Genomic DNA, 23823 nt, shown 5'->3' with positions numbered 1-23823 from the left:
ACCCGCCAATTCGGGCGCCCGCGTCAACACGGAATTCGAAAAGTCGCCTCTCACCATCCCCCGCGAGAGTGACTAAATGTCGCCCTGTCACTACGGCCCGCTACGCTCGCCTGCGTGACGCACACTGCCCGCCGTATCGGCCGCTCTCTCGCCCTCGTCCTGCCCGTCGTCCTGGTGCTCTCCGGCACGCTCGCGGTGTCCGCCGTTCCGTGGGCCGGCCAGGGCTCCGGGACCCAGATGCTCACCGCATCCTCGGAGGACGTCTCCGTCCCCGCCAAGCCCCGCGCCCCGCAGGATATTCTCCGCGACCGGCTCCTCGCAGAGCTTCAGGAGAAGGATCCCGGAACGGCTCTCACCCACCTCCAGCGCGAGGTCGAGAACCGCCCGTCCCTCGCCAAGCACTGCATGTCGATCGCCCGCGCCCTCGGCCGCGCCGCCGTCCAGTACTACGGCCCCACGCGCGCCCAGTCCTACTCCCGCCCGGTCTGCGACACCTCGTTCGCGTCCGGCGTGATGTACGCGAGCTGAGCGGGCACGCCGATCGACAGTTCAGCCTCAAGAGGGACGCATATCGTTCCGGTATGCATACCACCCCGACGCAGGCCGTGGTCCTGGCGGGCGGCCAGGGCTCGCGCCTGCGCCCCTACACCGATGACCGCCCCAAGCCGATGGTCGAGATCCCGGGCACCGGGACCCCGATCATCGGCCATCAGCTGTCCTGGCTCGCCGCCGAGGGCGTCACGGACGCCGTGGTCTCCTGCGGCCATCTCGCCGAGGTCCTCCAGGAGTGGCTGGCCTCCGCCGCCCTCCCCCTGCGCGTGACGACGGTCGTCGAGACGGAGCCTCTGGGCCGCGGCGGCGGTCTGAAGTACGCGGCGGCGCATCTGCCCGAGCCGGGGCAGCCCTGGTACGCCACCAACGGCGACATCTGGACCCGTTTCTCCCTGCGGGAGATGGCCGGGTTCCACGCGGAGCGCGACGCCACCGCCACCCTCGCGCTCGCCCGCCCCCGGATCCCGTGGGGCGCTGTCGAGACCGACACCTTCGGGCACATCACCGACTTCATCGAGTCGCCGCCGTCGCCGTATCTCATCAACGCGGGCGTGTACGTCTTCTCCGCGGCCTTCACGGACCTTCTGCCGGACCGGGGCGACCACGAGCGCACCACGTTCCCCCGCCTCGCCCGTGAGCGCCGTCTGGCGGGCTTCCCGCTGCCCCAGGGGGCGTACTGGCGGGCCATCGACACCGCCAAGGACCTCACGGAGGCGGCGAAGGAGCTGGCCTCCCAGGGCGCCTGACAGCCCGACAGCCTCCCACTGCGCCTGACAACCGGTCCCCCGACCGATCGGGCCGCCCCGGGCGACGTCGCGGACGCCCAGCCTCCCCCGTACGCATACGAAAGGGCGGCCCCCGCTTCCCACGCGGGGGGCCGCCCTTTCGTATGCGTACGTCAGCCCAGCAGGCCGCCGATCGGGTTGCGGTTGCCGCCCGTCGTCGAGCCGCCGTCCGTGGAACCGCTGCTGCCGCCCGAGCTGGAGCCGCCCGATCCTCCGCTGCCCCCGCCGGTGCTCGTCGGGCCGGAGGTGATGGTCGGGGCCGGCCTCGACTGGCTCGGGGAACTGTCCGTACCGCGCGTGGCGGTGGGCCGGCTCTCCTGGGTGCGGCCGGTCTCCCGCGCGGTCTCGCTCGGTGAGGCGCTCTTCTCCTCCTCGCGCTCCCCGCTCGCGCCGGCCGTCTCCGACGGCGTGGGGCGGGTGGAGGCGGACTTGGACGGGCTGCGCTCGCCGGGCTCCCGCGTGAGGGGCTGGCCGGGGAGGTGGTTGATCGGGTCGTCGTTCGGGCCGGGCACCGTGACCATCTCCGTGGAGCGTACGGCTCCGCCGAGCATCGAGCCGATGAGCAGGGTCAGGCCGACGACGACGGACGTGACGACGAGGCCTCGGCGCAGGACGCGGCGGCGCAGGTCCCACAGTTCGGAGCGGGGCCCGAGCGTCCGCCAGGCTTCGCCCGCGAGGCGGGCGTCGATGGAGTAGACGGGGGCGCCGGCGATGACCAGCGGCGACCACGCGGCGAGGAAGATGATGTCGGCGGAGTCGTAGACCGGGACGCTCTTCCAGCTGACGGTGAGGATCAGCGCGGCGGAGAGCAGGGCGCCGAAGACGGCGGCGACCCGCTGCCAGAGCCCGAGGACGGTGAGGACGCCGACGACGACCTGGAGGAAGGCGACGGTCAGGCCCGCGCCGACGGGGTGCTGGAGGGCGAAGTCGCGCAGCGGCTCGGCGAGGTCCCAGGGGTGGAGCGAGTTGAGCCACTTGACCATGGAGCCGCGTTCGCCGCCGTCGAAGTAGACGGGGTCGCACAGCTTGCCCATGCCGGCGTAGATCGAGATGAAGCCGAGGAAGACGCGGAGCGGGAGCAGCACGACGCCGAGGTTCATCCGGCGCCCGGGGTAGTAGGCGTGCCGGACCGGGTCGGCGCCGTGGCGGTGCGAGCGGGCGCGGTCGTCGTCCGGGTCGGCGTCCCCGTCGTCGTACGACGGACCGTAGACCGGCTCCTCGTACGACTGGCCCTGCGGCGGGTCGTAGGCACCCTCGGCGCGCCGCATGGGGGGCAGCAGCGGGGTCCCGTCCGTGGTGGTGCCGGGGACGACGGGGGTCGGCATGGTGTCGCCGATGCGCGGGATGGCCTGCGTCGCCCCGGCGTCGTGGGACGCGGGGGGTTCCAGGGTGGAGACGGAGGACTCGCGCATGGCCTGGAGCAGTCCGGTCGCGCCGGGATCGCCCGGGGCGGACTTTCCGGTCCAGACGACGGGGCGGCGGCGGCCCGCCGCTCCCACGGCCGCGGCCGCACCCACGGCGGCTCCCCCGCCGAGCGCGGAGAGGCGGGGGGAGGCGGCGAACTTCGGCTGCTGGGCGGTCGGCGCGAGCCGCACACGGAAGCTGGCGTGGTTCACGATGACCTGCGCGGGGTCGGAATCCACTTTGACCATGCTCAGCGCGGGCTGATCGTCGAACCCCGGCCGGGGCGTTCTGGTGTCCACACTCATCTAACCGAGTGACGTGGGGTTAGGACACTGCCTTGACGGGCTCGGAATGTCCGAGACCCGTCAAGATCGCCTGATAGGGGAAAGGGCCCAGCTCAGGGAGGTGGGCCCGTTCCGGGTGTACGCCGTTCGAGGGGCGTACGGAGAGTCAGCGCGCGCGGCGGCGGGCGACTTCGTAGAGGACGATTCCGGCGGCGACGCCGGCGTTGAGCGACTCGGCGCCACCGGGCATGGCGATGCGGACGCGGTAGTCGCAGGTCTCGCCGACGAGCCGGCCGAGGCCCTTGCCCTCACTGCCGATGACGATGACGACGGGGCCGTCGAGCGCCTCCAGGTCCTCGACCGTGTGCTCACCGTCGGCGGCGAGGCCGACGACCGTGAGGCCCTCCTTCTGGAAGCCCTCCAGCGCGCGCGTGAGGTTGGTGACGCGGGAGACGGGGGTACGGGCGGCGGTGCCGGCCGAGGACTTCCAGGCTCCGGCGGTCATACCGGCCGCGCGGCGCTCGGGGACGACGACGCCGTGGCCGCCGAAGGCGGAGACGGAGCGGACGATCGCGCCGAGGTTGCGGGGGTCGGTGACACCGTCGAGGGCGACGATCAGCGGGTCCTCGTGGGCGTCGTAGGCGGCCGCCGTCAGGTCCTCGGGGTGCGCGTACTCGTACGGCGGGACCTGCAGGACGACGCCCTGGTGGTTGAGCCCGTTCGTCATCCGGTCGAGCTCCTGGCGCGGGGCCTCCATCAGGTTGATGTTGCCGCGCTCGCCGGCGAGCTTGAGGACGTCGCGTACGCGCTCGTCGTTGTCGATGAACTGCTGGACGTACAGCGTGGTCGCGGGGACGCCGTCGCGCAGCGCCTCGAAGACCGGGTTGCGGCCGACGACCATTTCGGAGGTGCCCTTGGGGCCGCCGCGGCGGGGTGCGGGGCGGCGGGCGGCGGCGTGCTTGGCCTGGGCGGCGGCGATGCGGTTCTTCTTGTGACCCTTGCGGGCGGAGGCGGGCGGCGTGGGGCCCTTGCCCTCGAGGCCCTTGCGCCGCTGGCCACCGCTGCCGACCGTCGCGCCCTTCTTGTTGGACGTGCGACGGTTCCTGCGCTGGCTGTTCCCGGCCATGACTACCTGTTTTCCTCGACTGCGTACATAAGTCTGTAGATGAAGTGTGCCGCCCGGTCCGCCGAGCGGCACATCCGTGGGTGCTGGCCCGCCTCAGCGGGAGGCGAGCGTCCAGCGAGCCCCGTCCTGGCCGTCCTCGATGACCAGGCCGGACTGGTTGAGCTGGTCGCGGATCGCGTCCGCGGTCGCCCAGTCCTTGCGCTCGCGGGCCGACTCGCGCTGCTGGAGCACGAGGCGTACGAGTGTGTCGACGACGCCGTGGAGGTCCTCGCCGCCACCGGACTCGCCGGCCCACTGGGGGTCGAGCGGATCGAGGCCGAGGACGCCGAGCATGGCGCGGACCTCGGCGAGGCGGGCGATGGCCTCGTCCTTGTCGTCGGCGGCCAGCGCGCTGTTCCCCTGCCGGACGGTGGTGTGGATGATCGCGAGGGCGTGCGGGACGCCCAGGTCGTCGTCCATGGCGTCGGCGAAGGCGGTCGGCACCTCGGGGGCGGGCGGGACGGTCTTGCCCGCCTTCTCGGTGACGCGCTGGATGAAGCCCTCGATCCGCGCGAACGCGGACTCGGCCTCGCGCAGCGACTCCTCGCTGTACTCGATCATCGAGCGGTAGTGCGGGGTGCCGAGGTAGTAGCGCAGGACGATGGGGCGCCAGTTCTTGACCATCTCGGAGACGAGGACGGAGTTGCCGAGGGACTTCGACATCTTCTCGCCGCTCATGGTGACCCAGGCGTTGTGCACCCAGTACGAGGCGAAGTCGTCGCCGAACGCCTTGGCCTGGGCGATCTCGTTCTCGTGGTGGGGGAAGATCAGGTCGAGCCCGCCGCCGTGGATGTCGAAGGCGGAGCCGAGGTACTTGTGGGCCATCGCCGAGCACTCCAGGTGCCAGCCGGGGCGGCCGCGTCCCCACGGGGTCTCCCAGTCGGGCTCGCCGGGCTTGGTCGCCTTCCACATCGCGAAGTCGCGCGGGTCGCGCTTGCCGGTGATGCCTTCCTCGGCGGGCTGGCGCAGGTCGTCGAGGTCCTGGTTGGACAGGGCGAGATAGCCGGGGAAGGAGCGCACGTCGAAGTAGACGCTGCCGTCGGCCTCGTAGGCGTGGCCGCGCTCGATGAGGCCGCGCATCATCTCGACCATCTCGGTGACGTGACCGGTGGCACGGGGCTCGTAGCTGGGCGGCAGGCAACCGAGGGCCTGGTAGCCGTCGTTGAAGGCGCGCTCGTTCTCGTAGCCGATGGACCACCAGGGGCGGCCCTGGTCGGCAGCCTTGGCGATGATCTTGTCGTCGATGTCGGTGACGTTGCGGACGAACGTGACGTCGTAGCCGCGGTACTCGAACCAGCGGCGCATGATGTCGAAGTTCAGCCCCGACCGGATGTGGCCGATGTGCGGGGCGGCCTGCACGGTGGCGCCACAGAGGTAGATCGAGACACAGCCCGGTGTGAGCGGGGTGAAATCACGGATCTGCCGGGCGCTGGTGTCGTACAGGCGAATAGTCACCACTCCAGGGTAGTGGGCGTGTGGTAGTGCCCCGCGACCGATTCCCGACCGCGGGGCGTGTTTTTCACCGTCATTCCGGGCTTCTGCGGGCGTGTCTCGTCGATCGGGCCGGATCGGAGAGCGGGCGGCTACGGCCGTACGCGGACGACGAGCGCGGTGGCGATGGCGGCGAGGCCCTCGGCGCGGCCGGTGAGGCCGAGGCCGTCGGTCGTCGTGCCGGAGACGGAGACGGGGGCGCCGACGGCTGCGCTCAACGCCTTCTGGGCCTCGTCGCGGCGCTTGCCGACCTTCGGGCGGACGCCGATGACCTGGACGGCGACGTTGCCGATCTCGTACCCCTCGGCGCGGACGATGCGGGCGGCCTCGGTGAGCAGGGTGACGCCGGAGGCGCCGGACCACTCGGGGCGGGAGGTGCCGAAGTGGGCGCCGAGGTCGCCGATGCCGGCGGCGGAGAAGAGGGCGTCGCAAGCGGCGTGGGCGGCGACGTCACCGTCGGAGTGCCCGGCGAGTCCGTACTCCTCCTCCGGCCACAGCAGGCCGGCGCACCACAGGTCGCGGCCGCGCTCGAAGGCGTGGACGTCGGTGCCGATGCCGACCTGCGGCAGCTTCAGGGGCTCAGAAGCCATCGTTGGCCCTCCGGCGGGCGAGAACGGCCTCGGCGAGGACGAGGTCGAGCGGACGGGTCACCTTGAACGCCTCCTCGTGGCCGGGCACGACCACGACGGGCGCGCCGAGCCGTTCGACCATGCCGGCGTCGTCGGTGGCGCCGTCTCCCGCGAGGGCGACGGTGGCGTGGGCGTTGACGAGGGTGTCGTGGTCGAAGCCCTGCGGCGTCTGGACGGCACGGAGCCGGGAGCGCTCGGGCGTGGCGACGACCTTCTCGGCCTCGCCCTTGTTCTCCGCCGGCTCGACCTCCTTCACCGTGTCCGCGAGCGGCAGGGCGGGGACGACGGCGACCGCCCCGTCCCGTACGGCCTCGACGACCGCGTCGACGGTGTCGACGGGGACCAGCGGGCGGGCCGCGTCGTGGACGAGGACGGTCGTGATGCCCTCGGGGAGCGCTTCGAGGCCGAGCCGTACGGATTCCTGGCGGGTCTCGCCGCCGGGGACGACCAGATAGTCGGTGCGCTCGGGCAGGGCGTGCGTGTCGAGGAGGTTCTTGACCTCGGCGGCGCCGTCCGAGGGGGCGACCACGACGACCAGGGAGACCGCGCGGGAGGCGGCCATCGCGCGGACGGCGTGGATGAGCATGGGGGTGCCGTTCAGCGCTCGGAGCGCCTTGGGGGCGCCCGGGCCGAGCCGTACGCCCCGGCCGGCCGCAGGGATCACCGCGGCGGTACGGACAGGACGCGCTTCGTCTGACATCGGTTGCACTCCGGCAGGTTTGTTTCCTCGGCCGACGTGGGTAGGCCCTCACCGTGCCGGGCGCGACGCGTGGACCGGGCCCTTTCCGTGACGACGGTCGGGCGTAGCGCGACGGGCACAGGGGATGTGGCGCGAGGGGACAGGGGCTACGGGTCTCTTCGTGTGCTGGATGGGCTTTCGTGGACGCCTACGGCCGTACGGCGACGTGCGTGCGGTGACGTGCGTGTCGCGTGCGTCGCGCGCGTGGCGTGTCGTGTGCGTCCGTGGTGCGCTCTCGGGTGTGCGAGACGTGCGGGGAGACGAAATGCCGCAGCGCCCGGCGACGGCACTGTGGTGTTTCACAGCACGTCAGCGGGCACCGCGGCATCGCTGCACTCAGGACGCGAGGACCTCGTCGAGGAGAGCCTCGGCCTTGTCCTCGTTCGTGTTCTCCGCGAGGGCCAGCTCGCTCACCAGGATCTGCCGAGCCTTGGCGAGCATGCGCTTCTCACCTGCGGAAAGTCCGCGCTCGCGCTCCCGGCGCCACAGGTCACGCACCACTTCGGCGACCTTGATGACGTCGCCGGAGGCGAGCTTCTCGAGATTTGCCTTGTAGCGCCGGGACCAGTTCGTGGGCTCTTCGGCGTACGGTGCGCGCAGCACCTCGAAGACCCGGTCCAGCCCATCCTGACCGACCACATCGCGAACTCCGACGAACTCCGCGTTGTCCGCCGGCACCCGAACCGTCAGGTCGCCCTGGGCGACCTTGAGCACCAAGTAGGTCTTGTCCACGCCTTTGATCTGGCGAGTTTCGATGGCCTCGATCAGCGCGGCCCCGTGATGGGGATAGACCACGGTGTCGCCAACCTTGAACGTCATGTGACAGGTACCCCTTCCGTGGCTATCCAGGGTAACACGGATACGGCTTCTTCTGAATGGCGTTTTCGCAGGTCAGGGCATATCTCGGGGCTTGACAACAGCAACACGAACGTGCTGCGACAGGCTTCCGGGAGGGGGTATTCGCAGGTCGGAGCGGCTGTGCGGACGGAGAGAAACGCGCGCGTCACACACGCGCGAGACCCTCCGAAGAAGGAGTGATGTACCGGTTTGCCGGGTTCCGGAGGCGCCTCTTCACCTACTCCGTTCGAGGATCGGTCACCCGTACGGATGCATCCTGGATCGAATCCCGAATTGATCATCGGACGTCGGTACGGATTTTCCTCGGGTGCGGGTTCGCGAAATGCGCGTCCGGTCGGCGAATTGATCACGACGGATATGTGAACGGCGTGTCACAGGGGGTCAATGGACTGCCGTCCGGCCACCGGCCGCGAGGGCCGTGCCAGGGGGGCGCGGCCCGGCCGGGATCCGCCGGACCGGCCGTAGGGGCGGGTCGGGTGCGGGCCGGAGAGTGCGGCTCGGTAACCTAAGCGCGCTGACGCACCTTTAGCTCACCCTTAGCCGGTTGATCACAGCTCGACCTCAGCCGGCTTGTCCATCGCCCGTCCGAACGTCCTAGGAGTTGCCGCCGCCGTGAGCCGCAGCCTTCGACGCGGCGCCCTCGCCGCCACCGCCATCGTGTTCTCGATCGCCTCGCTGTCCGCCTGTGGGGCGGGCAATGACGCGCAGACGCTCGGCGTCCGGCCGGACAACGCCGCCGTATCGGTGGACGACGTCAAGATCCAGAACGCGGTCGTGATCACTCAGCCGGACCCCGCCGTGAAGGGCCCGGCCGTCGTCGCGGCCACGATCTTCAACAACGGCCGCACGCCGCAGACCCTCGACGCGATCACGCTGCCGGGCACCAAGGCCACGGTGCAGCTGAAGCCCGCCACGGGCGCGGGCCCGATCACCGTCCCCGCGGGCGGCTCGGTCATCATCGGCGGCAAGGGCAACGCCTCCGCCACGATCCAGACCGGCAGCGAGGCCGCCAAGGTCGGCGACGCCCAGCAGGTCGTCTTCAAGCTGAGCAGGACCGGCGACGTGAGCCTGGAGGCGTTCGTCGTCCCCGCGACCAGCTACTTCAAGGACTTCGGCCCGGCCGAAGTCCCGAAGCCTCCGGGCGCCACGCCGACGGCGACCGCGACGGCCACTCCGACGGGTGAGGCCGCCCACGGGGCCGACCAGGAGGCCGACCACGGGTCCGGCCACTGACGGACCGCGCGGCGACACGACGCGGAAAGGGGCGCCCCGCCGGAGTGATCCGGCGGGGCGCCCCTTCGTCGTCCTCACGGCATGGGCGTCCGTGGCCCAGGCCGGTCCAGCCGGTCTACGGCTCGAACTTGTAGCCCAGGCCGCGGACCGTCACCAGGTAGCGCGGCGCGCCCGGGTCCGGTTCGATCTTGGCGCGCAGGCGCTTGACGTGCACGTCGAGGGTCTTGGTGTCACCGACGTAGTCCGCGCCCCAGACCCGGTCGATGAGCTGCATACGGGTCAGGACGCGGCCCGCGTTGCGCAGCAGCATCTCCAGGAGGTCGAACTCCTTCAGCGGGAGGTCGACCTTGCCGCCCGAGACGGTGACGACGTGGCGGTCCACGTCCATACGGACCGGGCCGGCCTCCAGGGCCGCCGGGGTGACCTCCTCCGGCTCGCCGCGCCGGCGCAGCACCGCGCGGATGCGGGCGACCAGCTCCCGCGACGAGAAGGGCTTGGTCACATAGTCGTCGGCCCCTATCTCCAGGCCGACGACCTTGTCGATCTCGCTGTCCTTGGCGGTCACCATGATCACCGGGACGTTCGAGCGGCCGCGCAACTGGCGGCAGACCTCGGTGCCGGGCAGCCCCGGCAGCATGAGGTCGAGGAGGACGAGATCCGCTCCATTGCGCTCGAACTCGTCGAGTCCGTCGGGCCCGGTCGCCGCGACCGCGACCTCGAAGCCTTCCTTGCGGAGCATGTATGACAGGGCGTCGCTGAAGGATTCCTCATCCTCGACGACGAGCACTCGGGTCACGGAAGGACCTCCGGGGCAGGGAGCGGTTCGGTCATGAGATCAGGGGTGGGGGAGGTAGAGGAGGCTCGGGAGCCGGAGGCCGGGCCTGAGCCGGACCCGTGGCCGGAGCCGGAGTGGCCGGGGCCGTGGTCGGAGCCGTCGCCGTGGCCGTGGTCGGAGCCGTCGCCGTGGCCATAGCCGTGGCCGTGGCCGGAGCCCGTGCTGGTGCCGTTGGCGGACGACCTGCGGTCCCGCACGGCGCCCGCCTCGGGCAGCCGCAGGGTGAAGGTGGAGCCCTGGCCCTCGGTGCTCCAGACCGTGACCTCCCCGCCGTGCGAGGCGGCCACGTGCTTGACGATGGCCAGGCCCAGACCCGTACCACCGGTGGCGCGGGAGCGGGCCGGGTCGACGCGGTAGAAACGCTCGAAGATCCGGTCGCGGTCCTTCTCGGAGATGCCGATGCCCTGGTCGGTCACGGCTATCTCGATCAGGTCGCCGCCCGGCGCCGCCACGCGGCGGGCGGCGATGCCCACCCGCGTACGGGCGGGTGAGTAGTTGACGGCGTTCTCGACGAGGTTGCCGAGGGCGGCGGCGAGCTGGCCGCGGCTCCCCCAGACGTACAGGTCGGCGGCGCCTCCGGAGGCCATGGTGATCTGTTTGGTGGAGGCGGTGTGCCGGGAGCGGTCGATGGCTTCGGCGACCAGTTCCTCCACCCGTACGGGCTCGGAGTCCTCCAGCGGGTCGTCGTTCTGCACCCGGGAGAGGTCGATGAGCTCCTGTACGAGATTGGTGAGGCGGGTCGCCTCGATCTGCATACGGCCGGCGAAGCGGGTGACCGCCTCGGGGTCGTCCGAGGCGTCCATGACCGCCTCGGAGAGCAGGGAGAGCGCGCCCGTAGGAGTCTTGAGCTCATGGCTCACGTTGGCGACGAAGTCGCGCCGTACCGCTTCGATACGGCGGGCCTCGGTCAGGTCCTCGACCAGAAGCAGCACCAGGCGGGAGCCGAGCGGCGCGACGCGGGCGGAGACGGCGAGGGCCTCGCCGCGTCCGCTGCCGCGCCGGGGCAGGTCGAGCTCCACCTGACGTATCTCCCCGTCCCGGCGGGTGTCGCGGGCCATGTTGAGCATGGGCTCGACGGCCAGTTTCCCGCCGCGGACCAGGCCGAGGGCGTACGCCGCCGAGCTGGCCTTGACCACCGAGTCGCTCTCGTCGAGGACGACCGCGGAGGAGCGCAGCACGGACAGCACGGTGTCGACGCCGGGCGGGAGCACGGCGTCGGTGTGCAGGGAGGTACGGGTGGGCCGCGCCTGGTCGCGCTCGCTCCAGCGGAACGCCAGCATGGCGATCACGCCGGTGCACACCCCGGCGATCGCGGCCAATGCGGCGACCGCCGCGTTCACGTCCATGCCATCCAGGTTATGCGGGGTGAGGGACACTCTCCCAGCCGTCCGAGTGGCTGCTCGAACAGTCGTCGCCCAGAGTTCACCGTGGGGACGGTGGTGGTTCATTTGCCCTGCCCGGCACGTTGACGTGCGTCGCCCAGAGTTCACCGAGGAGAAAGCACCGGTTCATTCCGGGTGGAGGAGCCGGACGCGTACGGGACCGAACGTGGGAGCGTGGGGGTCCGAGCCCCACCCGGACCCCGGACGCTTGTGAGAGAGGGACATCGATGCGGGACGCGTACCACGAGGAACTGGACTCGATCGGCGAGAGCCTGGTCGAGATGGCCCGCCTTGTCGGGTCCGCGGTCGGGCGCGCCACGACGGCGATGCTCGACGCGGACCTGAAGCTCGCGGAGAGCGTGATCGCGGCGGACCAGAAGGTCGACGATCTGCAGCACGACCTGGAGGCCCGGGCGATAGCACTGCTCGCCCGGCAGCAGCCGGTGGCGACGGACCTGCGGATCGTGGTGACCTCGCTGCGGATGAGCGCGGACCTGGAGCGGTCCGGCGACCTGGCGCAGCACGTGGCGAAGCTGGCGCGGCTGCGGTTCCCGGACACGGCGGTGCCGCGGGATCTGCACGCGACGATCCTGCAGATGGGTCAGCTGGCGCAGCGCCTGATGGCGAAGGCGGCGGAGGTCATCATCACGAAGGACGTCGACCTGGCGCTGCAGCTGGAGCACGACGACGACGAGATGGACCTGCTGCACCGGACGCTGTTCCAGCACCTGATGGACGACCGGTGGAAGCACGGCATCGAGACGGCGGTGGACGTCACGCTGCTCGGCCGCTACTACGAGCGGTTCGCGGACCACGCGGTGTCGGTGGCGAAGCGGGTCGTGTACCTGGTGACGGGCGAGCACGCGGACGAGCTGCACCAGTCGGACGCGCCGGTCGAGGGCGCGTAACCCCTTCGGGGAGGCGGGCCGCACTTCTGTGCGCCGTTGATGCGCCGGGAGGAGCGGGCATGCAATGGGGAAAGGCGACCTACGCCTTCGAGGAGGGACCCCATGGCTGATTCCGCCACGACCGATCCCCAGCAGGAGGCCCCGCGCGACGCGGTGTTCCTGCCCGTCCTCGGCGCCTGCGGGTGCGGCTCGGGCTGCGGCTGCGGCTGCCAGTCCGGCGCACCGTGCCAGTGCGGGGGCTGCTCGGGCTAGTTCGTGTCTCAGCGACGGCGAAGGGCCCCGCCCGGCGATCCGAGGATCGGGGCGGGGCCCTTCGTTCCGGCCTTCGTTCGGCCTTCGTGCCGGCCTTCGTACTGGCCGTGCCGCTCTCGTGCCGGGCCCGGGTGAGCGCGTGCCGGGGCGCCGTCAGAGGTCCAGGACGCCGACGGGCTGGCCGCCCGTCGTCTCGCCGGTGGGCCGGAATCCGAGCTTCAGATAGAACGCCTCGGGGCCGTCCTCGCCCGGCTCCCAGGAGACGTACACCTGACGGCCCCCGGTGCGGCGGACCTCGGCGATGACCGATTCGACGGCGAAGCGGCCGTACCCCCGGCCCTGCCGCTCGGCGGCGATGTTGAGACGCCACAGACCGCTGCGGCGGTCGTTCGGGTCCTTCTTGGGGGCCCACTGGATGTCGATGAAGGCCATCAGGAACCCGACGAGCTCGTCTCCGTCGAAGATCAGCCGCGGCCAGGCACAGTCGCCGAAGGCGTACGCCTCGGCGAGCGAGTTCGCGACGGGCGCGACGTTCTTCTCCTGGTCGGGCCGGACGCGCAGCTCCAGGGCGGCGTCCACGTTCTCGGGAGTGATCTTCTCCAGACGGAGCGACGAAGTCATGGCCGGGACCCTACCGACCGTTCATGATCTTCGCCCGCGAATAAGTCCGCCCGCGGTCTCAGGAGAACGCGCCCCGGGACAGGCCGGGTTCAGCCACGTCCAACAACCGCTCGCCAACCGTCCCTTGACAGCGACAAGCCCCCCGCCGGCGGAGGACCCGCGGGCAGGGGGCTTGATCAAGCTCTGTCTACTTCTTCTTGCCCTGGTTCTTCACGGCCTCGATCGCGGCCGCCGCCGCGTCCGGGTCCAGGTACGTGCCGCCCGGCTTGAGCGGCTTGAAGTTCTCGTCGAGCTCGTACGCGAGCGGGATGCCCGTCGGGATGTTCAGGCCCGCGATGTCCGCGTCCGAGATGCCGTCCAGGTGCTTGACCAGGGCGCGCAGGCTGTTGCCGTGCGCGGCGATCAGGACCGTGCGGCCCGTCAGGAGGTCCGGGACGATGCCGTCGTACCAGTACGGCAGCATGCGGTCGACGACGTCCTTCAGGCACTCCGTCCGGGGGCGCAGCTCCGGCGGGATCGTGGCGTAGCGCGCGTCGTTCGCCTGCGAGAACTCGTTGTCGTCGGCGAGGACCGGCGGCGGGGTGTCGTACGAGCGGCGCCAGAGCATGAACTGCTCCTCGCCGAACTCGGCCAGGGTCTGCGCCTTGTCCTTGCCCTGGAGCGCGCCGTAGTGACGCTCGTTCAGACGCCAGGAGCGGTGGACCGGGATCCAGTGGCGGTCGGCGGCCTCCAGCGCGAGCTGCGCCGTGCGGATGGCGCGCTTCTGGAGGGAGGTGTGCAGTACGTCGGGCAGCAGGCCGGCGTCCTTGAGCAGCTCACCGCCGCGGACCGCCTCCTTCTCGCCCTTCTCGGTGAGGTTGACGTCCACCCAGCCGGTGAACAGGTTCTTCGCGTTCCACTCGCTCTCGCCGTGGCGGAGGAGGATCAGCTTGTACGGTGCGTCGGCCATGCGTCCGAGCCTAATCGACGCCCGGCGCCCGACGCTCCCCGCAATTCACTGGCGGCCGGGAAGCCCGCCCCCGTAAGTTACGGATCCGGATAGGGACGCTTACAGACGCTGGGGGCCGGCCACACATGTCCATCGACTCGCTCAGACGATCAGCCGTCGCGACCGTCTCCGGGCTTCCCCGCGGATTCTGGTGGCTCTGGCTCTCCACCCTCGTCAACCGCACCGGCGCCTTCGTCCTCACCTTCCTCTCCCTCTACCTCACCCAGGAGCTCGGGCACTCGGCCTGGTACGCCGGGCTCGTCCTCGCCCTCCACGGTCTCGGCGGCGTCGCCGGATCCCCGCTCGGCGGGACGCTCGCGGACAAGTGGGGCCGACGCCCCACCATGGTGACGATGCACCTGATGACGGCCACCTGCGCCGCCGCCCTCTCCGTGGTCAGCACGGCCTGGGGCGTCGCCGCCGTCGTCCTGCTGATGGGCGTCTCCATGCAGGCCGTGCGCCCCTCCATCCAGGCCACCATCGCCGACATGGTCCCCGAGCACGACCGCCGCCGGGCCTTCGCCCTCAACTACTGGGCCCTCAACCTGGGCTTCGCGATCGCCGCCTTCGGCGGTGGCGCGGCCGTCTTCCTCGGCTACCGCACCCTCTTCCTCATCGAGGCCGTCGCGGTCACCCTGTGCGCCCTGATCGTCTTCCTGCGGCTGCCCGAGACCCGCCCCGAGGCCAAGCGGAACCCCGCCGGCGAACTCGTCGAGAAGGACCGCGTCAGCGTCCTCGACGTCCTGCGCGACGCCCCCTTCCGTATGCTCGTCCTCCTCAACCTCCTCGTCTCCCTCGTCTTCACCGCCCCCTGGGTCGGTCTGCCCCTCTCCATGGCGGCAGAGGGGCTCGAACCCTCCGCGTACGGCGCCGTCATCGCCGTCAACGGTGTCGTGATCGTCGCCTTCCAGTTGCTGGTCAACAAGGTGACCGAGAAGCGCTCGCCGGCGATGCTGCTCACCGTCTCCGCGCTGCTCTTCGCCGTCGGCACGGGCGCCACCGCGTTGGCCGGTACCCCGCTGGTCTTCGCCGCGACCGTCGTCGTGTGGACCATCGGCGAGATGGTCCACGTGCCCACCAACGCCGCCGCCACCGCCAAGCTGGCCCCCGAACACGCGCGGGGCCGCTACCAGGGCGTCATGGGCATGTCCTGGGCGCTGTCCGGATTCCTCGCGCCGATCCTCGCGGGCTGGGTCGTGGACGGCCCCGGACCGGACGTGCTGTGGATCGCCTGCGGGGTCATCGGCTGCATCGCCGCCCTCGGATACATCACCCGCCTCCGCAAGGCCCTCGCCGACGACCAGCCCGTCCCGGCGGCCGACCGGCTTCCCGACGACCAGCCCATCCCGGCGCACGACCGGCTTCCCGACGACCAGCCCATCCCGGCGGCCGACCGGCTTCCCGACGACCGGTCCGTCCCGGCGGCCGACCGGCTTCCCGACGACCGGCCCGTCGTCGACAAGACACCCGGCGCCGGCACCGTCAGCGCCTGACCTTCCGCTGTGCCTCGTACAGGTTCCGGGGGCGCACCGCCCCCGGGCTCCCGTACGCCTCCACGCGCGCGTGGGGGTCTCCGGTGAAGTCCGGCACGTCGATCTGGTCGAACTCGCGGACCTCGCTGATGCCCACGGTCGCGCTGTACGGCGCGACCGTGTCGATCTTGACGAGGCCCGCCCGCCCGTTGGTGACCGTCACGTTCCAGTGGGCGAACCGGGCCCCGTACAGCGGGCCCGCCGAGGCGTCGCCGCCGTGCCGGCCGTTGTTCTCGACCGTGATCTGCGTCCGTACGTTGGCGAAGGGCATTCCCCGGTGCGTGTCGAAGGTGCCCATCTCCATCACCCCCCGCGACCAGACGTTGTGGCTGGACAGGCCCTCCACGTTGATGCCGTGCAGCTGGGTGCCCGGCGGCGCCGGGACCGTACGGGCGGCGATCTTGAAGTCCTCGACGAGGTTGTCGTGCGCTCCCTCGCGGCAGAAGTACGGGTGGTGCGCGCCGCGCCCCTCCACGCGCGTGTGGCGCAGGGTGCAGGCGGAGGCGGCGACGAGACCGAAGCCGTTGTCGACATGGCGGACGACGACGTCGTCGGCCCAGCAGTCGTAGGCGCACTGGAAGGTGACGCCGTTGAAGCCCTTGTCCAGCAGGTGCGGGGCCTGGGGCGTCTCGACCGCCTCCAGGGTCAGGCCCTCCACCCCCGCGTCCGTGAGCGGCTCCACGAGGGTGGTCAGGCGGGGGTCCCACTCCGGGCGTACGTCGAGCGGGAGCGGGCGCTCGAAGGTGACCTTCCGGCCGCGTACGGCCGCGATCCGCACCGGCCACTCGTAGGGGACGTACGACGTCAGCTTGGTCTTGTCGTCCCAGACGTACGACTCCGCTCCCGGCCCGCCGCCCGCGATGTGCTCGAGGAGCGTGTGCCCGGCGTCGTCGGCCAGCCTGAGCAGAACGATCCGGCCCCGGCGCAGGGCTGACGGGTCGTCGACCGTGACCGTCCAGTCGCCGCGGCGGGCCGGGCGTACGGCCGTGAGGGCGGTCCACTCGTCGCGCCTGTTGCCGGTCCAGCCTTCGAAGGGCCAGGCCCGTTCCCGTATCGCGGCGACGAGGGAGGCGTGCCGTGCGCGCGGGGCGAGCCAGATCAGGCCCCCGGCCCAGGACCAGGAGGACTTGTCGCCGCCGTAGCGGGACCCGTAGGGGCCGATCAGCTCGGTGAGGTGTTTCGTTGCCACCAGTTTCGTACGGGCGGATCCCGCACCGCGCAGCACGACTCCGCTGTCGCCGATGTGGATCAGGCCGTCGATCCGGTACGTGCCGGGCGGGACGAGCACCGTCCCGCCGCCGCGCTCCCCCGCCTCGGCGAGGGCCCGGTTGAAGGCGGGGGCCGAGTCCGTCGAGCCGTCGGGGTTGGCGCCGTAGGAGAGGACGTCGGCGACGGCGCGGGGCCGTGGGAGGCCGGTGGCGCCGCGGCGGGCGCCGGCGCGGCCCACGTAGGGGATCTGGGGGTGCGTGTACGGGGCTGCCTCGAACTCCTTCCAGAGGGTGCGGGCGTACGGCACGGACTCCGGCTCCGGGGTGAACCCGGTCGTCGTGGCGGCCGCCGCCACCGCGACCGCGCCGCCCAGGAACCGCCGTCTGCCGAGGGCCCTGTCCCCGAGTGACCCCAGTGATCCGTCGCCGAGTGCCCTGTCCGCTGCCATACCCCGAGCCCCTTTCATATACATGAATGGTGTTCAGATAAGCGCCGGGCGTGAGCATGGCACGGCCGAGCCAGGGAGGGAAGGGGTCGGAAAGGGGGCTGTAGGCCAGCCCCCGGCGCCTCCGAGCGGTCAGTCCGTCGGCTTCTTGGTCAGGTGCGTGAAAGCGTCGAGGTTCCGAGTCGACTCGCCGCGCGACACCCGCCACTCGTACTCACGCCGGATCGCGCTCGCGAAACCCAGCTCCAGCAGCGTGTTGAAGGAACCGTCGGCCGCTTCGAGCACCGAGCCGAGCAGCCGGTCCAGCTCCTCGGGCGTGACGGCCGCCAGCGGGAGCTTGCCGGTCAGATAGATGTCGCCGAGACCGTCGACGGCGTAACTCACTCCGTAGAGCTTGAGATTGCGCTCCAGGAGCCAGCGGTGGACGCCCGCCTCGTTCTCGTCCGGATGCCGGATGACGAAGGCGTTGAGGGAGAGCGAGTGCCGGCCCACCCGGAGCGAGAGCGTGGTGAAGAGCTTGCGCGTGCCGGGGAGCTTCACGACGTACGAGCCGGGCTCGGGGGACTCCCACTCCAGCTCCGCGTCCTTGAAGGTGTCCTCGATGACCCGCTGGGCGTGTACGACGTCAGCCATGGTGCGAGCGTACGCGACGGCGGTGATCATGAGCCCGGTGATCCCGCCCGTGCTCCCGCGTCCGGTGGTCGTGCATCGCCGCCGTGTAGACGTCCGCCGTGCCCGACGCCGCCGTGTCCCAGCCGAAGGAACCGGCGTGCCGGGCGGCCGCCTCCCCCATCCGGGCGGACAGCCCCGGGTCGTCCAGGAACCGGCCGAGCGCGCGGGCGTAGTCGGCCGGGTCGTGCCCCTGGACCAGGAAGCCGGTGACGTCGTCGCGCACCGCGACCGGCAGGCCGCCGACCGCCGCCGCGACCACCGGCGTCCCGGCCGCCTGCGCCTCCAGGGCGACCAGGCCGAAGGACTCGCTGTACGAGGGCATGACCAGCACCGAAGCCGCGCGGAACCAGTCCGCGAGCCGCTCCTGGCCCACCGGCGGGTGGAAGCGCACGACGTCCGCGATGCCGAGCCGGGCGGCGAGCTTCTGCAGCCCCTCGGGCTTGGCCAGTCCGCTTCCGCTCGGGCCGCCGACGACCGGTACGACCATGCGGGAGCGCAGCGAGGGGTCGCGGGCCAGCAGGAGCGCCGCTGCGCGCAGCAGGATGTCGGGGGCCTTGAGCGGCTGGATACGGCCCGCGAAGACCGGCACGAAGGCGTCGGCGGGCAGCCCGAGGCGGGCCCGGGCCGCGGCGCGGCCGTCGGCCGGCCGGAAGCGGTCGAGGTTCACACCGGGGTGGACGACGGCGACCTTGCCGGGATCGGCGTCGTAGAAGCGGACGAGCTCGTCGGCCTCCTCGGCGGTGTTGGCGATCAGCCGGTCGGCGGCGGAGACGATCTGGGTCTCGCCGATCACCCGGGCCGTGGGCTCGGGGGTGTCCCCCTCCGCCAGCGCCGCGTTCTTGACCTTGGCCATCGTGTGCATGGCGTGCACGAGCGGGACGCCCCAGCGCTCGGCGGCGAGCCAGCCGACATGGCCGGAGAGCCAGTAGTGCGAGTGGACGAGGTCGTAGTGGCCGGGGCGGTGGCCCGCCCACGCCTGCATGACGCCGTGCGTGAAGGCGCAGAGCTGGGCCGGCAGCTCCTCCTTGGCCAGACCCTCGTACGGTCCGGCGTCCACATGCCGTACGAGGACACCGGGCGCGAGCTCGACGGCCGGGGCGAGGCCGCCGGTGGTGGCCCGGGTGAAGATCTCGACCTCGATGTTGATCGCGGCAAGCCGCTTGGCCAGCTCGACGATGTAGACGTTCATGCCGCCGGCGTCGCCGGTCCCCGGCTGGTGGAGGGGTGAGGTGTGGACGCTGAGCATGGCCACCCGGCGCGGGGCGCGGTGACGGCCGGGGAGCCGGAGCCTGGACGGTGACGTCAGGGAGCCGGCGAGCCGGGACACGTACTGGCTCACGTCGACGGTCCTTCCGCTCGGAGCGAGGGCATGGCGGGTATGGCGGTTATGGCGGGCATGGCGGGTGGAGCAGGCAGAGCAGGCACGGCGCACCCGGCGGACAGAGGAACAGCGGGCACGGCGGACCGGACGGCGGACAGCGCCCTCCAGGCGGCACAACACCGGAATGTCGCCATCCATTTCCGTTTTGCCAATTCATTGCCGTACGGGAACGGCGTGGCGCGCCCCTTACCCTCGTTCCATGGCCCCGCGCACCACCCGCCCCCAGAGCTCCGCCCGGGGTCACTCCCCTCTCGCTCCGCCCGCCGCAACCCGGCCCGCCGGGACCCGGCCCGTCGGGACGGCGACCCGCGGGACCACCAACCCCAATCGTCTCCGCCGCATGGACCGCTGGATCGCCGCCGTCCACGGCCCGGTCCTGCGCCGCTCGGCCGCCCCGGTCGCCGTCGACCTGGGTTACGGAGCCGCTCCCTGGACGGCCGTCGAGCTGCTCGGCCGGCTGCGCACGGCGGACCCGCGCACGGAGGTCGTCGGCATCGAGATCGAGCCGGCCCGGGTCGCCGCCGCCCAGCCGTACGCGCGCGAGGGCCTGGATTTCGTCCACGGCGGCTTCGAGGTCCCGGTGGCGGGGCAGGTCGCGCTGATCCGGGCCGCGAACGTGCTGCGCCAGTACGACGAGGACGAGGTCGCCGCCGTGTGGGAGCGCCTGTGCGGGCGGCTCGCGCCGGGAGGGCTGCTGGTGGAGGGGACCTGCGACGAGATCGGGCGCCGGCACGTGTGGGTGGCGCTCGACCGGTCCGGGCCCCGGACGGTGACGTTCGCGACCCGGCTGGGTTCGCTGGAGCGCCCCTCGGACCTCGCGGAGCGCCTGCCGAAGGCGCTCATCCACCGCAATGTGCCGGGCGAGCCGGTGCACGCGTTCCTGCGCGACTTCGACCGGGCGTGGGCGGCGGCGGCTCCGTACGCCTCGCTGGGCGCGCGGCAGCGCTGGATCCGGGCGGTACGCGACCTGGCGGCGGACTGGCCGCTGACGGACGGCCACCGGCGGTGGCGGCAGGGGGAGGTGACGGTGCGATGGGAGGCACTGGCGCCGGGGCGGACGGGGGCGTCGGGGTCGGCGTCGCGATCGGGATCGGCGTAGTCGTAGAAGAAATCCCGGCGCGGGGGAACGCGACGCGCCGGGCACCCGTCCTCGACGGGGGGAAGTGACCCGACAAGCCCGGTCCTCCCCTGTCGTTTTCACGTTCCGCATGGCACTATCGCCAAGGTCACCAGCAAGTTACTGACGGTAAATCAGGTACGGGACTCGGATACGGGACGCCAGGCCGTCCAGGGCCGTACGAGGGGGAGATTGTGAACCGACGCCGCTGCGCCACCGCCGCGATCACCGTGGTCTGCGCCCTGACGGTGCTGGCTTCACCCGCGTTGGCCCTTCCCGCCGCGGCGGCGCCCCTGCCGCCGGCGCCGCCCGCCGCACCGGGCGCGCCCGCCGCGCCGAAGAAGACCCTCGACGAGGTACGCAAGGAGATAGACGCCCTGTACCACCAGGCCGCTGTCGCCACCGACGCGTACAACCTCGCCGAGGAGCAGACCAAGGAGCAGTCCGCCGAGATCGTGAAGCTGGCCCGGATGATCGTGGCCGGCCGCGAGAAGATCGACCGGCTCAAGGCTCAGGCGGGCGCCGCCGCCCGCGCCCAGTACCGCAACGGCGGGCTGCCCGACGGCGCCCAGTTCGTCCTCACCGACGACCCGCAGCTCTTCCTCGACAACGCCGGCCGGCTCCAGCAGGGCCAGAAGGCCACGAGGGACCTGCTCGCCGAGATGAGCCGTACCCAGGCGGAGTTGACCACCTACGCCAAGGACGCGGGCACCAACTGGACCAAGCTGGAGGCCAACCGCGTCAAGCAGGCCGAGGCGAAGAAGGACATCGACGCCAAGATCGCCGCGGCCAGGAAGCTCGAGTCCGAGCTGGAGGCCGAGGAGCTGGAGCGGCTGCGGCAGCTGGAGCGGCAGGAGCAGCACCGCGCGCAGACCGCCTGGCTGGGCACCGGCGTCCTCAAGGGCCTGGAGGGGAAGGCGACCGCACGCGGCAAGCAGGCGGTCGAGTTCGCGACGGCGCAGATCGGCAAGCCGTACGTCTGGGGCGCGGAGGGACCGGGCTCGTACGACTGCTCCGGCCTGACCCAGAGCGCGTGGGGTGCGGCGGGCCGCGTCATCCCGCGTACCTCGCAGGAGCAGTGGCGGCTGCTGCCGCGCGTGGACATCAAGGACATGCGGCCGGGCGACCTGATCGTCTACTACAAGGACGCCAGCCACATCGGGATGTACATCGGTGACGGAGCGATGGTGCACGCCCCCCGTCCCGGCCGGAACGTGACGATCGCGGGGGCGGGCTCGATGGAGATCCTGGGAGTCGTCCGCCCGGAGTGAGACCGGAGGGGGACTGAGTGGGACCGGACGCGGACCGGAGGGGGTCCGGAGTGAGACCGGAGTGACACCGCTCACGGCCGTACGTCGGGCGGGGACCGCCCCTGGCCGGGCGTCCGGCGCGTGATGTTCGTCATGGCCGGAACGTCAACAACCTCCCCATGCGCGGCATATGCCAGTGCCACATCAGCGCCCGTGTGGTGATCACCATTCCGTTGCCCGCCGGGGTGGCGCTATGGTCCCCGTCTGGCGGGACGTCGTTCGTCGCCCTGCCGCGCCCTCGGGGGGAGGGAAGGAAAACAAGACCGATGCCCGTACCCGTACCGCGACAGAGAATCGTCTCTGCTGCGGCGCCCGGCGCTGCCACCGCGGCGACAGGCACCGATCTCACCCTTCTGGTCGTCGAGGACGACCCGGCGGGTGCCCTCGCCGTACCCGAACTGCTCGACGCGGACGGGACGCGCGTCCGGATCCGTACCGCCCGCAACCTGACCGAGGCCGAGCGGCTGCTCACCGACGACGTGCACTGCGTCCTGGTCGACCTGGCACTGCCCGGACCGCGCGCGGCCGGTGACGACCCGCTGGCCCCGCTGCGCCACGTCCTGCGCCTCGCGCCGCGCCACGCCGTCCTGGCGCTGGCGGCCTCGGCCGACGCGGAACTGGCGGCGGAGGCGGTACGGGTGGGGGCGCAGGACCATCTCTTCCGCGAGGAGCTCGACGGCCGGCTGCTGAGCCGGGCGATCCGGTACGCGGTGGAGCGCAAGCGCGCGGACGCGGTGCAGGTGAAGCTGGCCGAGTCGCGGCTGCGGGCGCAGGAGAACGCCCGCCTCGAGCGCGGCCTGCTGCCCACTCCCCTGCTGGAGGGCTCCGACCTGCGGTTCGCGGCCCGCTACCGGCCCGGCCGCTCGCGCGCGCTGCTCGGCGGCGACTTCTACGACACCGTGCGCACCCCCGACGGCACGGTCCACGCCATGATCGGCGACGTCTGCGGGCACGGCCCGGACGAGGCGGCGCTGGGTGTGGAGCTGCGGATCGCGTGGCGTGCGCTGACCTTCGCCGGCCTGTGCGGGGACGAACTGCTCTCCACGCTGCAGCAGGTCCTGGAGCACGAGCGGGAGAGCGAGGAGATCTTCGCGACCATCTGCACGGTCGACATCGCGCCGGACGGGCGCCGGGCGGGCCTGTGCCTGGCCGGGCACCCGTCGCCGCTGATCGCCCGGCAGGGTCGGGCGGCGCAGCTCCTGCCGTACGAGGACGGCGGCCCGGCCCTGGGTCTGCTGCCGCGGGCGCGCTGGCCGCGGCGTCAGGTGGAGCTGGGCGGCACGTGGAGCCTGCTGATGTACACGGACGGCCTGATCGAGGGCCGCTCGGCGGGCCCGGGCTCGCCGCGCCTGGGCCAGGACGGGATGGTCGAGATGATCAACCGGCAGCTGGCGGAGGGCCTGCGGGGCGAGGAGCTCCTGGAGGCGGCGGTGACGGAGGTCCGGGCGCTGAACGGCGGGGAGCTGACGGACGACGTGGCGGTCCTGGCACTGGAAAGGGCCCGGGGGTAGTCCCCGGACCCTGTCCGTACGCGCTTACGGTGCTCGGCGGCTGTGGCCATCGGCCACGATGGTCGTCGCCGCTACCCGCCATTTCCGGTGGCCGCCGCTAGCAGCCTTCTTCGCTGGTCGCCGCTACCGGCCGCCGTTGTACGGGCCGTACGGCCCGTCGCTGCTGGATCCACCGCGACGGCCGCCGCCACCACCCGAGATCTGCCGGATCGCGGGCCGGACGTCGACCATGAAGACGATGGCGGCGATGAGGCCGGCGATCTGGAGGAAGAGCATCGGCAGCAGCAGGTTGAGGGCGAGGTTGATGCCCAGGATGATCAGCCAGAACTTCTTGGTCTGCTTGTCGGCCGCGCGGTAGGCGTCCTCGCGCGCCATCGCCGCGAAGACGAGCGCGGTGATGGCGAAGCCGATGAAGACCAGGCCGATCACCAGCCAGATGATGGAGTCGAATCCCGCGCGCAACATGCGTAGCACCGCCTCGTGAGTGGATGGAGCGCCTCGCGGCCAAGGTACCCGGTTC

The 23823-nt window shown here is 71.8% G+C and carries 23 protein-coding genes; 9 read left to right on the top strand and 14 right to left on the bottom strand.

All coding sequences use genetic code 11. The features are described 5' to 3' along the window. Positions 1–114 precede the first annotated feature (114 nt). Both ACIRB4_RS00500 and ACIRB4_RS00495 read left to right on the top strand, forming a co-directional pair. Positions 115–528: a hypothetical protein gene (locus ACIRB4_RS00500; RefSeq protein ID WP_403287576.1), complete on the top strand. Its 414-nt coding sequence runs from the start codon at positions 115–117 to the stop codon at positions 526–528. 53 nt (positions 529–581) lie between these two features. Next, complete coding sequence (locus ACIRB4_RS00495) at positions 582–1298, top strand: NDP-sugar synthase (RefSeq protein ID WP_403287575.1); 717 nt, start codon at positions 582–584, stop codon at positions 1296–1298. A 152-nt stretch (positions 1299–1450) separates the two neighbouring features. On the opposite strand, the gene ACIRB4_RS00490 is transcribed toward ACIRB4_RS00495, so the two are convergent. The 6 genes from ACIRB4_RS00490 to ACIRB4_RS00465 form a co-directional block, all read right to left on the bottom strand. After that, positions 1451–3046 carry a DoxX family membrane protein gene (locus tag ACIRB4_RS00490; RefSeq protein ID WP_403287574.1) on the bottom strand — a complete coding sequence of 532 codons (1596 nt, stop codon included), beginning with the start codon at positions 3044–3046 and terminating at the stop codon, positions 1451–1453. A gap of 145 nt (positions 3047–3191) precedes the next feature. Beyond that, entirely contained in the window at positions 3192–4151 is a 960-nt protein-coding gene (rlmB, locus tag ACIRB4_RS00485; RefSeq protein ID WP_403287573.1) for a 23S rRNA (guanosine(2251)-2'-O)-methyltransferase RlmB, read from the bottom strand. Positions 4152–4244: 93 nt separating this feature from the next. Further along, the gene (cysS, locus tag ACIRB4_RS00480; protein ID WP_403287572.1) at positions 4245–5645 is read right to left on the bottom strand and encodes a cysteine--tRNA ligase; all 1401 of its coding nucleotides are present in this window, start codon (positions 5643–5645) and stop codon (positions 4245–4247) included. Between the two features lie 128 nt (positions 5646–5773). After that, positions 5774–6271 (bottom strand): 2-C-methyl-D-erythritol 2,4-cyclodiphosphate synthase, encoded by a 498-nt coding sequence (gene ispF, locus ACIRB4_RS00475; RefSeq protein WP_403287571.1) that lies wholly within the window; start codon positions 6269–6271, stop codon positions 5774–5776. Further along, the gene (gene ispD / locus ACIRB4_RS00470) at positions 6261–7010 is read right to left on the bottom strand and encodes a 2-C-methyl-D-erythritol 4-phosphate cytidylyltransferase (protein ID WP_403287569.1); all 750 of its coding nucleotides are present in this window, start codon (positions 7008–7010) and stop codon (positions 6261–6263) included. The genes ispF and ispD overlap by 11 nt, the downstream gene beginning before the upstream one ends. Before the next feature lie 375 nt (positions 7011–7385). Next, positions 7386–7868, bottom strand: coding sequence for a CarD family transcriptional regulator (locus ACIRB4_RS00465; RefSeq protein WP_003953493.1), 483 nt, complete (start codon positions 7866–7868; stop codon positions 7386–7388). Between the two features lie 651 nt (positions 7869–8519). Here ACIRB4_RS00465 and ACIRB4_RS00460 point away from each other — a divergent pair. Further along, complete coding sequence (locus tag ACIRB4_RS00460; protein WP_403287568.1) at positions 8520–9140, top strand: DUF461 domain-containing protein; 621 nt, start codon at positions 8520–8522, stop codon at positions 9138–9140. A gap of 115 nt (positions 9141–9255) precedes the next feature. Here the strand turns inward: ACIRB4_RS00460 and ACIRB4_RS00455 are convergent, their stop codons facing one another. After that, the gene (locus ACIRB4_RS00455; protein ID WP_017242433.1) at positions 9256–9936 is read right to left on the bottom strand and encodes a response regulator transcription factor; all 681 of its coding nucleotides are present in this window, start codon (positions 9934–9936) and stop codon (positions 9256–9258) included. Continuing rightward, complete coding sequence (locus ACIRB4_RS00450) at positions 9933–11321, bottom strand: sensor histidine kinase (RefSeq protein ID WP_403287567.1); 1389 nt, start codon at positions 11319–11321, stop codon at positions 9933–9935. The genes ACIRB4_RS00455 and ACIRB4_RS00450 overlap by 4 nt, the downstream gene beginning before the upstream one ends. 263 nt (positions 11322–11584) lie before the next feature. Here ACIRB4_RS00450 and phoU point away from each other — a divergent pair, with 263 nt between their 5' ends. Together phoU and ACIRB4_RS00440 are read left to right on the top strand one after the other, a co-directional pair. Continuing rightward, complete coding sequence (gene phoU, locus ACIRB4_RS00445) at positions 11585–12265, top strand: phosphate signaling complex protein PhoU (protein WP_403287566.1); 681 nt, start codon at positions 11585–11587, stop codon at positions 12263–12265. Between the two features lie 102 nt (positions 12266–12367). Further along, a complete protein-coding gene (locus ACIRB4_RS00440; RefSeq protein WP_403287565.1) occupies positions 12368–12517 on the top strand; it encodes a hypothetical protein in 150 nt (49 codons plus the stop codon). 153 nt (positions 12518–12670) lie between these two features. Here ACIRB4_RS00440 and ACIRB4_RS00435 read toward each other — a convergent pair whose 3' ends face one another. Beyond that, complete coding sequence (locus ACIRB4_RS00435) at positions 12671–13138, bottom strand: GNAT family N-acetyltransferase (protein ID WP_403287564.1); 468 nt, start codon at positions 13136–13138, stop codon at positions 12671–12673. Positions 13139–13325: 187 nt separating this feature from the next. After that, entirely contained in the window at positions 13326–14087 is a 762-nt protein-coding gene (locus tag ACIRB4_RS00430; protein WP_403287563.1) for a phosphoglyceromutase, read from the bottom strand. 125 nt (positions 14088–14212) lie between these two features. Here ACIRB4_RS00430 and ACIRB4_RS00425 point away from each other — a divergent pair, with 125 nt between their 5' ends. Beyond that, complete coding sequence (locus ACIRB4_RS00425; RefSeq protein WP_403287562.1) at positions 14213–15619, top strand: MDR family MFS transporter; 1407 nt, start codon at positions 14213–14215, stop codon at positions 15617–15619. On the opposite strand, the gene ACIRB4_RS00420 is transcribed toward ACIRB4_RS00425, so the two are convergent. From ACIRB4_RS00420 to mshA, 3 genes are all read right to left on the bottom strand, one after another. After that, positions 15609–17315: a glycosyl hydrolase family 28-related protein gene (locus ACIRB4_RS00420; protein ID WP_403287561.1), complete on the bottom strand. Its 1707-nt coding sequence runs from the start codon at positions 17313–17315 to the stop codon at positions 15609–15611. The two genes, ACIRB4_RS00425 and ACIRB4_RS00420, sit on opposite strands and share 11 nt — an antisense overlap. Positions 17316–17444: 129 nt before the next feature. Next, positions 17445–17945 carry a YbjN domain-containing protein gene (locus ACIRB4_RS00415; protein WP_403287560.1) on the bottom strand — a complete coding sequence of 167 codons (501 nt, stop codon included), beginning with the start codon at positions 17943–17945 and terminating at the stop codon, positions 17445–17447. Beyond that, positions 17938–19323: a D-inositol-3-phosphate glycosyltransferase gene (gene mshA, locus ACIRB4_RS00410; RefSeq protein ID WP_403287559.1), complete on the bottom strand. Its 1386-nt coding sequence runs from the start codon at positions 19321–19323 to the stop codon at positions 17938–17940. Before mshA ends, ACIRB4_RS00415 begins: the two co-directional genes overlap by 8 nt. Positions 19324–19705: 382 nt before the next feature. Between mshA and ACIRB4_RS00405 the strand changes: the two genes are divergently transcribed. From ACIRB4_RS00405 to ACIRB4_RS00395, 3 genes are all read left to right on the top strand, one after another. Then, positions 19706–20464: a class I SAM-dependent methyltransferase gene (locus tag ACIRB4_RS00405; RefSeq protein ID WP_403287558.1), complete on the top strand. Its 759-nt coding sequence runs from the start codon at positions 19706–19708 to the stop codon at positions 20462–20464. Between the two features lie 212 nt (positions 20465–20676). Further along, a complete protein-coding gene (locus ACIRB4_RS00400; protein ID WP_403287557.1) occupies positions 20677–21753 on the top strand; it encodes a C40 family peptidase in 1077 nt (358 codons plus the stop codon). 305 nt (positions 21754–22058) lie between these two features. Beyond that, on the top strand, positions 22059–23303 hold the full coding sequence (locus ACIRB4_RS00395) for a PP2C family protein-serine/threonine phosphatase (RefSeq protein WP_403287556.1): 1245 nt from the start codon (positions 22059–22061) through the stop codon (positions 23301–23303). 123 nt (positions 23304–23426) lie between these two features. On the opposite strand, the gene ACIRB4_RS00390 is transcribed toward ACIRB4_RS00395, so the two are convergent. Further along, positions 23427–23768, bottom strand: a complete 342-nt coding sequence (locus tag ACIRB4_RS00390) for a DUF2516 family protein (protein WP_403287555.1) — start codon at positions 23766–23768, stop codon at positions 23427–23429. Positions 23769–23823: the final 55 nt, after the last annotated feature.

The organism is Streptomyces sp. NPDC093600 (assembly GCF_044764755.1).
GTDB lineage: Bacteria > Actinomycetota > Actinomycetes > Streptomycetales > Streptomycetaceae > Streptomyces.
Note: the sequence above shows the minus strand (reverse complement) of the source record. Positions and strands in the feature narration are given on the sequence as shown.